The sequence below is a fragment of the Methylobacterium sp. CCH7-A2 genome, assembly GCF_001557075.1.
Lineage (GTDB): Bacteria > Pseudomonadota > Alphaproteobacteria > Rhizobiales > Beijerinckiaceae > Allobosea > Allobosea massiliensis.
Map to the genome: position 1 here is coordinate 1 of NZ_LSKN01000069.1, position 11,937 is coordinate 11,937.

Consider the following 11,937-nt stretch of genomic DNA (forward strand, 5'->3'; position numbering starts at 1 on the left):
ATCGATATTTCAAATACATAAGTGTTCGCAGTTTTATCCTGAATGGCGCGCCATTATCTCCCAGTCTGTTGACCGTGATATGATCCGGTCCGGCCTGGCTCTCCGGTCAGCCGGACGCACAAACTTCCCAGTCCATGTCTTCCGCTGTGCTGTCTGTCGTCTCAGGCGGCTGGCGGCTCGTCGCCGATGCGGCCGTGCCGGACATGGACATGGGAGCCCGTGCCGCCGCCCCAGAGCTGGCCGAGTTGGGCGACGATATGCCCGCCGAAGGCCTCGTACGGAATACGGATCGATGTGAGCCAGGGCGCCAGCCAGGCATTGATCGCGTTGCCGTCGACCCCCACCATCCGGCAGTCGCCGGGCACCGCGACACCGGCCTCCCTCGCGAGGCGATAGGCGCCGTAGGCGATCAGGTCGCTGACGCAGAACAGGCCCTGCGGCCAGCCGCCCTCCGCGACCAGCGCCCGCGCGGCGGCATAGCCGATTTCGATATGGTTCAGCCCCTGGGCACTGGCGCGGCGGATCTCCTGCGGCGCGAGCCCGCGCTGCTCGAGCCGGGCGATGAAACCGGCCGCGCGCTCGCCGGTGCTGGAGGCGTTCTGCGCCGCCATCAGCACGGCCGGGCGCGCGACGCCACGATCGAGCAGATGGTCGGCGGCCTCCGCCCCCGCGGCGCGGTCGTCGATGCCGACGAAGGCGCCGCCGCCGAGCGGGCTGCGACGGGCGACGAAGACCATGGGGTCGCCGCGCCGCAGCGTGGCCTCGAGGCCCCGGCTCGCGACGGCGCTGACCATGACATAGCCCGCGACGAACTGGCTGCGCATGGCGGCGAGATATTCGTCCTGCAGCTCCGCCCGGTCATGGGTGTCGCAGAGGATGGTGACGTAGCCGGCGTCGCGCAGCGCGGCCTCGGTCGAGACCGCGATCGCCGCCATGGCCGGGTTGTCGAGATTGGGCGCGAGCAGGGCGACGACGCGGCTCGCCCGCTGCTTCAGCGCGCGGCCTACGGGGTTGGGGCGATAGCCGAGCCTCGCCACCGCCTGTTCGACGCGGGCCACCGTCTCGGCCGAGGCGCGGCCGCGCTTGCCGTTGACGATGCGTGAGACCGTCGCGACCGAGACGCCCGCCGCGCGGGCGACGGTGGCGAGCGAGGCGAGGGGCGTTTCGGCGCGGGCGGGTCTGGTCGTCATGGGTCCGTGGCAGGGACGCCGGTTCGGGCGGCGTCTTGAATCCATCATGCAGATTTCTCGCGTTGACAAGCAAGGCAAACGTTTGCCTTAATTTGGGCAGAGCGCCCGAGAGGCGCCGCCAACGATCAGGGATGGACGCACATGCAGAGCAAACACTGGTTGTCCGCGCTCGCGCTCGGCGCGAGCCTCATCGCCGGCGCCGCCCAGGCGCAGACCACGGTGCGCATCGCCTGGTATTCCGACGGCAATGAGGGCGAGGTCGTTTCCGACCTGCTGAAGCGCTTCGAGGCGCAGAACAAGGACATCAAGGTCGTCCTCGACCAGGTGCCCTACAAGGCGATCACCGAGAACCTGCCCGTCCAGCTCGCCTCCGGCCAGGGTCCCGACATCGCCCGCGTTGTCGATCTCGGCGGCATCGCCCGTTATGCGCTGGATCTGCGGCCCTATCTCAAGGACGCCGCCTACTGGGACAAGAATTTCGGGCCGTTCCTGCCCTGGATGCGGCCGGCCGGCGACGACAAGGCCATCACCGGCTTCATGACGCAGCTCACCGTCACCGGGCCGCTCGTCAACAAGACGCTGTTCGAGCAGGCCGGCATCGCCATGCCCGGCGCCAAGGCGAGCTGGGACGACTGGGCCAAGGCCGCCAAGGCGGTCGCGACCAAGGTGCAGGCGCCGTTCCCGATCGCGATGGATCGCTCCGGCCACCGCTTCTTCGGTCTCGCCATCTCCGAGGGCGCGCAGGTCTTCGACGCCAAGGGCGAGCCGGCGGTGATCGACGACGGCTTCAAGCGCGCGGCGCAGCGCGTGCTCGACTGGCACAAGGACGGCGTCATGGCCAAGGAGCTCTGGGGCTCGGTCTCCGGCGCGGCCTATCGCGGCGCCAATGACGAATTCAAGAACGCCCAGGTCGTGATGTATGTCTCGGGCTCCTGGCAGATCGCGCAGTTCGACAAGACCGTCGGCAACGCCTTCGACTGGGTGGCGGCGCCCTCGCCCTGCGGCGCGGCCGCCTGCACCGGCATGCCGGGCGGCGCCGGCCTCGTCGCGATCAAGGCGACGAAGAGCCCCGAGGCCGTCGCCAAGGTGATGGAGTATCTCGCCAGCGAGCCCGTCCTGAGCGAGTTCTATGCCCGCTCGCTGTTCGTGCCGGGCCATCTCGGCATTGCCGCCAAGGGCCTCGACTACAAGGACGCCAGCGCCCAGGCCAAGGCCGCGCTGAAGGTCTTCTCCGACCAGGTCGCGAACCTCTCGCCCGTCGCCTACAAGCTGCAGGGCTACGTCAACAACCGCATCATCTTCAATGCGGCGATCAGCCGGGTGGGCCAGGCGATCTCGGGCGAGACCAGCCTCGACGAGGCCTATAAGCGCATCGCCTCGGACGTCGAGCAGCAGATCGCCGAGCGCAACAAGAAGTAAGCCCGCATGGCCTCCGCCGATACGGCGGCGCCTCGCGGCGCCGCACGCCTCTTCGCCGTGCCGCTGTCCCTGCTGATGCGGCTCGTCGACTGGCCGATGAGCGCGCTGCAGCGTCTCATCGGCGAGCGGCGGATGGCCTATGTCTTCCTCCTGCCGAATATCGGCTTCTTCGGCCTGTTCGTCTTCCTGCCGCTGATCATCAACGTCGTTTTCTCGGTGACCGGCGGCACGGAGCTGTTTCCCTCGCAGCGGCCCTATGTCGGGGCGCAGCAATACGCCTATCTGTTCGACTGCGGCTCCTTCCTCGATCCCGGTTCCTGCCGCGAGGACCATTTCTGGCGCGGCGTCGCCAACACGGCCCGTTTCACCGTCTTCCAGGTGACGGCGATGGTGCTGTTCTCGCTGGTGACGGCGGTGGTGCTGAACATGAAGATCAAGGCGCGCGGCTTCTTTCGCGCCGTCTATTTCTTCCCGGTTCTGCTCTCGCCCGTCGTCGTGGCGCTGACCTGGAAATGGATCCTGCAGCGCGACGGCCTCCTGAATGCGGGCATCACCTCGCTCGGCGGCGAGCGCATCCTGTTCCTGGTCGATCCGAGCTGGGCGATGTTCTGGGTCGTCTTCGTCTCGGTCTGGGCCCATATGGGCTTCTACACGCTGATCCTGCTCGCCGGTCTCCAGGCCATCCCCGCCGATCTCTACGAGGCGGCCGAGATGGACGCGACGCCGCGCTGGCGCGTGTTCTGGCGCATCACGCTGCCGCTGCTCTGGCCCAACATGATCGTCGTGATCGTGCTGGCGCTGATCAAAGGCGTGCAGACCTTCGACGAGGTCTTCGTCCTCACCGGCGGCGGGCCCGGCACCGCGACGTTGATGGTGGTCCACTACATCTACGAGACGGCCTTCTCCAACCAGGTCCAGAATTTCGGGCTGGCCGCGGCGGCCTCCGTCGTGCTCGGGGTCGTTCTCTTCGCGCTGACGTTGGCCCAGCTCGCCGCGAGCCGCCGCAGAGGTGAGGCATGAGCCTCGTGACCCGCCTCGCCACGGCGCGCCGCAAGCCCGGCCGCTGGCACTGGACCGATGTCGCGGCCTACGCCTATCTCGCGCTCGGCGTGGTGCTGATGTTCGGGCCCGTGGTCTGGCTCGCCCTGTCCTCGTTCAAGACGCAGGCCGGGCTGCTCGAATTCCCGCCCTCGCTGCTGCCGATGTCGCAGAAGGAGGTCGCGGTCCCCGGCCACCCCCAGCCGCTGCCGCTGTTCGAGGTGACGATGCCGGACGGCACGACGCGGGTGCTGGCGCAGGTGCGGCGCATCGGCATCCAGGCGCAGATGGTCGACCCCGCCAACCCGGCGGAGGTGATCCGCGTGCCGATCGACAGGCGCACGCCGGTGCGGGCGTTCAAGCTCGCGACCGAGAACTACACCGAGCCGCTCGATCGCTTCGCCTTCACGCGATTCCTGTGGAACTCCGTCTTCGTCACGGTGGTGGCGACGATCATCACGCTGATCATCAACTCGATGGCGGCCTATGCGCTGTCGATCTACGAATTCCGCGGCAAGAATACCGTGATGCTGATGGTGATCGGCACGCTGATGATTCCGATCACGATCATCCTCGTCCCGGTCTATCTGGTCATCACCGAACTCGGGCTGGTGAACTCGCTCTGGGCGGTGATCCTGCCGGGCGCGGCGACGCCGACCGGCGTCTTCCTGCTGCGGCAATACATGCTGACGCTCCCGCGCGACCTGATCGAGGCCGCGCGCATGGACAAGGCCTCCGAGTGGCAGATCTACTGGCGCATCGTCATGCCGCTGGCGATGCCGGCACTCGCCGTGCTGGCGATCTTCTCGGTGATGTGGCGCTGGAACGAGTTCCTCTGGCCGCTCGCGGTTCTGACCAAGACCGAATCCTACACGCTGCAGATCGGCCTCAACGCCTTCCAGGGCGAGCTGCAGACGCAGTGGCACTACCTGCTCGCGATGACCGTGGTGACGCTGCTGCCTGTCGCGCTGGTATTCGTCTTCCTGCAGCGGTTCATCACCACCGGCATCGCCAATACGGGAATGAAGTAGTCATGGCCGGCCTGACCCTTTCCGGCGTGCGCAAATCCTTCGGCGCCACGCATGTGCTGCACGGCATCGACCTCACCGTCAGCGACGGCGAATTCGTCGTCTTCGTCGGGCCTTCGGGCTGCGGCAAATCCACCCTGCTGCGCGTCATCGCGGGGCTGGAGGAGGTCACGGCCGGCTCCGTCATGATCGACGGCGTCGACGTCACCGGCCTGCCGGCCTCCGAGCGCGGGCTCGCCATGGTGTTCCAGTCCTATGCGCTCTACCCGCATATGAGCGTCTACAAGAACATGGCCTTCGCGCTGGAGAATATGGGCCTGCCGCGCGGCGAGATCGACCAGCGCGTGCGGCGCGCGGCGGCGATGCTGCGGCTGACCGACTATCTCGAGCGCAAGCCGCGTGCGCTCTCGGGCGGGCAGCGCCAGCGCGTCGCGATCGGCCGTGCGATCGTGCGCGACCCCAAGATCTTCCTGTTCGACGAGCCGCTCTCCAATCTCGATGCCGAGCTGCTCGTCGCGACCCGCAAGGAGCTCGCGGCGCTGCATGCCGAGATCGGCGGGACGATGATCTACGTCACCCACGACCAGGTCGAGGCGATGACGCTGGCCGACCGCATCGTCGTGCTGCAGGGCGGCCGGATCGAGCAGGTCGGCACGCCGCTCGAGCTCTACAACCGGCCGGACAACCTCTTCGTCGCGGGCTTCATCGGCTCGCCGCGGATGAACCTCCTGCCCGGTGTCGTGGCGCGGGTGGGCGTCGTTCGTCTCGGCGAACATGGCCACGAGATCGCCTGCGAAACGGGGGCGGTCCCTCCGGGCGCGGCCGCGACGCTGGGCATCCGGCCCGAGCATGTGCGGCTCGCGTCGGGCGAGGGTCTGCCGCTGTCGATCGAACTGGTCGAGCGTCTCGGCGGCGAAAGCTATCTCTATGGCGCCTCGCCCGGCCTGCCGCAGATCACCCTCAAGCTGGAGGGCCAGAGCGCCCATCAGCGCGGCGAGACCGTCCAGCTCGCGCTGCCCGCGGCCCAGATCCACCTCTTCGACGAGGCGGGCCGGGCGGTTCGCCGTTGAATCGACTGTCTTGGAAACACACCGTCACCCCGGACAAGCCGCACAGCGGCGCCGATCCGGGATCCATTCCGGAGCGCGTGCAGGTGAGGTTCCGGAATGGGTCCCGGGTCTCCCTCCGGTCGCCCGGGACGACGGCGCGGATTTAATTTCTGATTCGGAGACCATCCCATGAAAGCCCTCACGCAAGGCCGTTATCTCGGCCGCGACGGCGAAGCTGCCCTGTTCGATGTTGGCCTCGGGGCGACGCTGGCCGTCCGCATCCTGGAGGGCGATATCGGCCGCGTGACGCTGAAGCCGCGCGATGGCTACCGGCTGGACCGGGGCTGGTCGATCGCGCCCGGCGGGCTGGAGCCGCCCTATGAGGGGCGCCCGCGCGACAGCCTCGAAGGCTTCGCTTGCCCGCAGGCGAGTCTCGTCAAAACCGATGGAAAGGTCGTGCTGTCGACGGCGGGGCTGTCGGCCGAGGTGACGCTCTCGCCCTTCGGCATCGCCTGGTTCCGCGCCGGGGAAGACAAGCCTTTCCTGCAGGACCGCACGACCCAGGCCTATCTGATGTCGCCGCGCACCGGCGCGCTCGCGCATTACATGGCGCGCGACTACACCGAGCGGCATTACGGGCTGGGCGACAAGGCCGGCCCGCTCGACCGGACGGGGCGGCGTTTCGCGATCGACGCGGTCGATCCCTGCGGCTTCGATGCCGAGCTATCCGACCCGCTCTACAAGATGCTGCCCTTCTTCATCGTCGACGGGCCTGTGGGCGCGCATGGCGTCTTCTACGACAACCTCTCGACCGGCAGCGTCGATTTCGGCTGTACGCTCGACAATTACCACGGCCTGTTCCGCTCCTGGAAAGGCGATGACGGCGATCTCGACTACTATGTGATGGCCGGGCCGATGGTGCCGGACGTGGTCAAGCGCTTCTCCTGGCTGACCGGCGGGCAGGCCTTCGCGCCGCTCTGGTCCTATGGCTTCGGCGTGACCTCGATGGCGATCGCGGATGCACCCGATGCCGATGCCCGCATCAGCGACTTCATCGGCAAGCTCGAGACGCATCGCATCCCCTGCGACTCGTTCCATTTCGGCTCGGGCTACACGCAGATCGGCCATCGCCGCTACGCCTTCAACTGGAATCGCGACAAGTTCCCGGATCCCAAGGCGACGATGACCCGGCTGAACGAGGCGGGCATCTTCACCGTCGCCAATCTCAAGCCCTGCCTGCTCGACGACCATCCGCGCCTGCAGGAGGCGCTCGCCGGCGACTTCCTCGTGCGGGACGGCGACAGTGGCGAGCCGGCCGTGGCGCAGTTCTGGGACGGGTTGGGCTTCCATCTCGACTACACCAACCCCAGGGGCCGGGCCTGGTGGCGCAACGGGATCGAGACGGCGCTGCTCGACTACGGTTTCTCCGTCGTCTGGAACGACAACAACGAATACGAGATCTGGGACGAGGACGCGCTCTGCGACGGCGACGGGCGTCCCTTCCGGCAGGCGCTGGCGCGCCCCGCCCAGGCGCTGCTGATGACCAAGCTCTCGCATGAGACCCAGGCTGCGCGGGCGCCCGGCAAGCGGCAATATGCGATCACCCGCGGCGGCTGCGCCGGCATCTCGCGCTATGCCCAGACCTGGTCCGGCGACAACGAGACCGCCTGGAAGACGCTGCGCTACAACCTGACGCAAGGCCTCAACATGAGCCTGTCGGGCATGTTCTCGATCGGCCACGACGTCGGCGGCTTCCATGGGCCCACGCCGGGGCCGGAGCTCTTCGTGCGCTTCAACGAATTCTGCGCGCTGTGGCCGCGCATGGTGATGAACTCCTGGAACGACGACGGCGTGGTCAACCTGCCCTGGATGTATCCGGAGATGGTGCCGCAGGTGCGTCAGGCGCTCGCGCTGCGTTACCGGCTGATGCCTTATCTCTACACCCAGATGTGGCGCGCCAGCCGTGACGGCATCCCGGCCGTGCGGCCGCTGCTTTGGGATTTCCCGCAGGATGCGACCGCCGTGCGGACCGACGACGCTTTCATGCTCGGGCCGGACGTGCTGGTCGCGCCGGTGCTGGAAGAAGGCGCGACGCAGCGCATCGTCTATCTGCCGGCTCATCCGGGCGGCTGGTATGATGGGCATGATGGCCGGCATTTCGCAGGCGGCAAGCTGGCGACCGTCGCGGCGCCGCTCGGACGGCTGCCGGTCTTCCTGCGGGCGGGCGCGCTGATCCCGCTGGGCGATGCCACGGGGATCAGCGCAGAGCGCGAGGTCCTGACCTGCGGGCTGGTCGAGGGCGCGACCGGCGAGCTCTACGAGGACGACGGGGAGACGGCCGACTGGCGCGGCGACGGCACGCCGACGATCCGCTTACGCGTCCGCAACGGCGAACTTGCCATCGAGACGGGATCGTCGGGCGGCGGCGCGGTTGATCGCATCGGCATCCGCTCGGTCGAGGAGGGCGGCCTGCTCTGAGCGCAGCGCCGTCCATCGCTTCAGCCAAGGTCGAGAAAGGACCAGCGCGTCTCACGCGCCGCCATGTCGATGAAGGCGCGCACCTTGGCCGAGAGCAGCCGCGCCGAGGGATAGACGATCTGGATCGGCGAGGGCGGACGCTCATGGTCCGGCAGGAGCACGCGCAGCCGCCCCTCCCGGATCGCCGGTGCCGCCTGATAGGCCAGAACCAGCGTCAGCCCGCCGCCGTCGATGGCATGCTGAACCGCCGTTTCGGCGGCGTTTGTCACGAAACGCGGTGAGAAGGCGATGCGCTGCCGCTGGCCCTGCCGCTCGAACACCCATTCGGGCACTGCGTTGAAGCCGGCGAAATGGATGCAGCGATGGGCCGAGATCTCGTCCGGCCGGATCGGCTCGCCATGCGCCGCCAGATAGGACGGTGCGGCCACCAGCACGCGCCGCGTCGCTCCGACACGCCTGGCCTTGAGGCTGGAATCGCCGAGATCGCCAATGCGGACGGCCAGATCGATCCCGTCCTCCACGAGATTGACGATGCGGTCGCCGAGCCGCAACTCCCCCTGCACCGCGGGATGGCGCGAGAGGTAGGCCGAGAGCAGCGGGCCGACATGGGCGCGCCCGAAGGCGAGCGGCGCGGCGACGACGAGGCGGCCCGACGGCTCGGCCCGCGTCGCGAGCAATGACGCATCCGCCTCGTCGAGATCAGCCAAGACGCGCCGCGCCAGCGGCAGATAGCGCTCGCCCTCGTCGGTGAGGGTGACGGCGCGGGTGTTGCGCTGGAGGAGGCGGCTGCCGAGCCGGTCCTCGAGCGCAGCGACGAGCCGCGTGACGGCGGACGGAGACAGGCCCAGACCTCGGGCAGCCGGGGCAAAGCCTTTGGCCTCGGCGACCTTGACGAAAGCCTGCAATGTCGCGAAGCGGTCCATCAATTGCTCCGCCTGGCGCAATAATGAAGTGCAGATTGACCATATTATCCGCTCAGCGCGCAATTGTCATTTTCTCGCCGTGGCCGCCGATCGCGTGGGGGCCAGGGAGGGTGTCATGGATCAAGACAGGATTTCGAGCGACGTCGCCTTTACTCCTGCCGTCAAGGCGGTGCAGCAGCGCAAGGGCTCGCGCGGCGGTTATCGTCGAATGGAAGAGCGCGGCGGCTTCAAGACGACGGTCACGCCGGAGCTGGCCGCCTTCATCGCCGGGCGCGACAGCTTCTTCCTGGCGACAGCCAGCGCCGATGGCCAGCCTTATATCCAGCATCGCGGTGGGGCGGCCGGGTTTCTGCGCGTTCTCGACGAGCGGACGCTCGGCTTCGCGGATTTCCGCGGCAACCGGCAATATGTCAGCCAGGGCAATCTCTCCGAGAACCCCAAGGCCCATATCTTCCTGATCGATCATGCGCGCCGGCAGCGGATCAAGATCTGGGGCACGGCGCGGGTGGTCGAGGACGATCCCGCCCTGCTCGAAAGGCTGCGGCCCGAAGGCTATGCGGGCACGCCGGAGCAGGCGGTGCTGTTCACGATCGCGGCCTGGGACGCCAATTGTCCGCAACACATTCCGCAGCTGATTCCCGCCAAAGACGTCGCGGCGGCGCTGGCGGAACGCGACAGGCGAATCCTGCTGCTGGAGGCGGAGCTGGCGAAGGCGCGGACCTTGGCCTGATCGTCGCTGCGGCTGCGCGGGGAACGATGCCGCGGCCGCCGCGTTGAACCGCTCATGGCCGAGATGGGCAAGACAGGACCATTGCACGCCCTCGTCACGTCGTTGTCCCTGCGCGACGAGATCGATCTCGAAGAGGCGGCGCTGCTCGACGGGCTGAGTTTCCGGCGCCGCCAGCTGCGCAAGGGCGAGGAACTCGTCGCGCAGCACTCGCGACCGACCGAGAGCTGCGTGGTTCTGAGCGGCGTCACAGCGCGCGAGGTGCTGCTCGATGACGGCAAGCGCCAGATCACCGCGCTCCACATCCCCGGCGACTTCGTCGATCTCCATGCCTTTCTGCTGAAGGTGATGGACCACAGCGTCGTCGCTCTCACCGATTGCGAGGCGGCTTATGTGCCGCATCGCGATCTGCTGCGGGTGATGGAGCGATCGCCTCATCTCGGCCGGCTGCTCTGGCTGTCCACCGTCGTCGACGGGGCCATTCAGCGCGCCTGGATCACCTCTGCGGGGCGGCGCTCGGCGACGGCCCATTTCGGCCATCTGATCTGCGAGCTTTATCTGCGGCTGGAGGCCGTCGGGCTCGCCAGCGAAGGCCGCTTCGAGTTTCCGGTTCCGCAGAACGAACTGGCCGACGCGCTCGGCTTCTCGCTCGTCCACGTCAACCGCACGCTGCAGGATCTGCGGGCGACCGGCCTTGTGTCTTGGAAGGGCAGCGCCGTCAGCATCCTCGATTTCGACGGGCTGGCGCGGATGTCCCAGTTCGACCCGACCTATCTCAACCTGATCAGGATGCCGCGCTGACGGAACCGATGCCCCTGCCCGGAGATTGCTGCCAGATGCCCCGCTACTATATCGACAGCTCCGATGGCAGCTTCTCCCATATCGACCAGGACGGCGTCGAGCTGACGGGGGACGAAGCGGCGCGTTATCTCGCCCTCGATGCCCTGCCCGACATGGTCCGCGAGGTTCTGCCCGACGGCGATCAGCGCGAATTCGCTGTCCGCGTGCGCGACGCGGGCGGGCGGGTCATCTACAGCGCGAGCCTTACCCTGACGGGCGCCTGGCGTGATGGTGGCGACGAGGAAGACGGGCGGACGTCCGAGCTGTGAGACGGCTGATGGGGGAGAGCCGGCAGCGGCAGATCTGGCGTCCCGGAAGGGATTCGAACCCCTGACCTACGGTTTAGGAAACCGTTGCTCTATCCTGCTGAGCTACCGGGACGCGCGTCGATCCGTGTAGCATAATCGGCATGACGGTGAAGCCTCTTCTTGCCGCTTTCCTGCTCCTGCCCGCGCTCGCGGCCGCCGCCGAGCCGGCGGATGGCTGTGCGGAGCTGTCGCCCGACAGCCCGGTGGTGCGGCTCGCCGGTGTGGACGAGGCCGGCGATCCGGTGCTGGCGGATGGGCGCCGGCTGCGGCTCGTCGGCCTGGCGCCGCGGCAGGACGATGCGGAGGCGCAGCGCTTCGCCGCGGGCGTGCTGCGTCGGCGCGGAGCCGATTTCGCTCTCGTGCTGTTGGGCGAAGCGGATCGCTGGGGGCGCCTGCCCGCACGGCTCTTTGAAAGCGGCGCGGAGCCGGCGCGCGGACTGGCCGAGGCGCTCGTCGCGGAGGGCGCCGCGATGGCGTTGCCGGAGGCGCGCCCGGCCCGCTGTACGCCGCCGCCGGCGCTCGCCGCGGGAGCGCGTCGCCGTCAGGCCGCCGCCAACGCGAAACCCCCGCCGGCTGTGCCTGCTGCGTCCTCGGCCGAAATCGCGCTGGACAGCCATGATCTCGCCGCGCTCCGGGCGCATGAGGGGCGTCTGGTCCTGCTGACCGGGCGCGTCGCCTCCGTGGCGGAGCGTGGTCAGCGAACCTATGTCAATTTCTCGCGCCGGCGTGGGGAGGCCGCCTCGATCGTGCTGTCGAAGTCGCTTTGGCGCGAGCTGAAGGACGCAGGCTGGACCGCGAGCGGGCTCGGCGGTAAACGCTTGCGCGCGCGCGGCGTCCTCTCGGGGCGGGACGGCCTGCTGCTCGACGTGGCGTCCCCGCTCGCTCTGGACCTGATCGACTGACGCATGCGGGCCTTCTGGCGACAGGATCGGTGGCC

Annotated in this window: 11 protein-coding genes and 1 tRNA gene; 9 read left to right on the forward strand and 3 right to left on the reverse strand. The window is 68.2% G+C overall.

The window, feature by feature from the left end:
* Window positions 1-161: 161 nt before the first annotated feature.
* The gene (locus AX750_RS04750) at window positions 162-1,190 is read right to left on the reverse strand and encodes a LacI family DNA-binding transcriptional regulator (RefSeq protein ID WP_066716182.1); all 1,029 of its coding nucleotides are present in this window, start codon (window positions 1,188-1,190) and stop codon (window positions 162-164) included.
* Between the two features lie 141 nt (window positions 1,191-1,331).
* Here AX750_RS04750 and AX750_RS04755 point away from each other — a divergent pair, with 141 nt between their 5' ends.
* The 5 genes from AX750_RS04755 (at window position 1,332) to AX750_RS04775 (ending at window position 8,202) form a co-directional block, all read left to right on the forward strand.
* Window positions 1,332-2,609, forward strand: a complete 1,278-nt coding sequence (locus AX750_RS04755; protein ID WP_066716184.1) for an ABC transporter substrate-binding protein — start codon at window positions 1,332-1,334, stop codon at window positions 2,607-2,609.
* A 6-nt stretch (window positions 2,610-2,615) separates the two neighbouring features.
* Window positions 2,616-3,629, forward strand: a complete 1,014-nt coding sequence (locus AX750_RS04760) for a sugar ABC transporter permease (RefSeq protein WP_066716186.1) — start codon at window positions 2,616-2,618, stop codon at window positions 3,627-3,629.
* Window positions 3,626-4,678: a carbohydrate ABC transporter permease gene (locus AX750_RS04765; RefSeq protein ID WP_066716188.1), complete on the forward strand. Its 1,053-nt coding sequence runs from the start codon at window positions 3,626-3,628 to the stop codon at window positions 4,676-4,678. Before AX750_RS04760 ends, AX750_RS04765 begins: the two co-directional genes overlap by 4 nt.
* 2 nt (window positions 4,679-4,680) lie before the next feature.
* Entirely contained in the window at window positions 4,681-5,745 is a 1,065-nt protein-coding gene (ugpC, locus tag AX750_RS04770) for a sn-glycerol-3-phosphate ABC transporter ATP-binding protein UgpC (protein ID WP_066716190.1), read from the forward strand.
* A 168-nt stretch (window positions 5,746-5,913) separates the two neighbouring features.
* The gene (locus AX750_RS04775) at window positions 5,914-8,202 is read left to right on the forward strand and encodes a glycoside hydrolase family 31 protein (protein ID WP_082735385.1); all 2,289 of its coding nucleotides are present in this window, start codon (window positions 5,914-5,916) and stop codon (window positions 8,200-8,202) included.
* Window positions 8,203-8,222: 20 nt separating this feature from the next.
* On the opposite strand, the gene AX750_RS04780 is transcribed toward AX750_RS04775, so the two are convergent.
* Window positions 8,223-9,125, reverse strand: a complete 903-nt coding sequence (locus AX750_RS04780; RefSeq protein ID WP_066716195.1) for a LysR family transcriptional regulator — start codon at window positions 9,123-9,125, stop codon at window positions 8,223-8,225.
* Between the two features lie 115 nt (window positions 9,126-9,240).
* Here AX750_RS04780 and AX750_RS04785 point away from each other — a divergent pair, with 115 nt between their 5' ends.
* From AX750_RS04785 to AX750_RS04795, 3 genes are all read left to right on the forward strand, one after another.
* Complete coding sequence (locus tag AX750_RS04785) at window positions 9,241-9,855, forward strand: pyridoxamine 5'-phosphate oxidase family protein (RefSeq protein WP_066716196.1); 615 nt, start codon at window positions 9,241-9,243, stop codon at window positions 9,853-9,855.
* Window positions 9,856-9,936: 81 nt separating this feature from the next.
* Complete coding sequence (locus AX750_RS04790) at window positions 9,937-10,653, forward strand: Crp/Fnr family transcriptional regulator (RefSeq protein WP_245282307.1); 717 nt, start codon at window positions 9,937-9,939, stop codon at window positions 10,651-10,653.
* A 35-nt stretch (window positions 10,654-10,688) separates the two neighbouring features.
* Window positions 10,689-10,961 carry a hypothetical protein gene (locus AX750_RS04795; protein WP_066716198.1) on the forward strand — a complete coding sequence of 91 codons (273 nt, stop codon included), beginning with the start codon at window positions 10,689-10,691 and terminating at the stop codon, window positions 10,959-10,961.
* A 35-nt stretch (window positions 10,962-10,996) separates the two neighbouring features.
* On the opposite strand, the gene AX750_RS04800 is transcribed toward AX750_RS04795, so the two are convergent.
* A tRNA-Arg gene (locus AX750_RS04800) sits at window positions 10,997-11,073 on the reverse strand.
* A 28-nt stretch (window positions 11,074-11,101) separates the two neighbouring features.
* Here AX750_RS04800 and AX750_RS04805 point away from each other — a divergent pair.
* Window positions 11,102-11,902 (forward strand): hypothetical protein, encoded by an 801-nt coding sequence (locus AX750_RS04805; protein ID WP_066716201.1) that lies wholly within the window; start codon window positions 11,102-11,104, stop codon window positions 11,900-11,902.
* The last annotated feature ends 35 nt before the right edge of the window (window positions 11,903-11,937 follow it).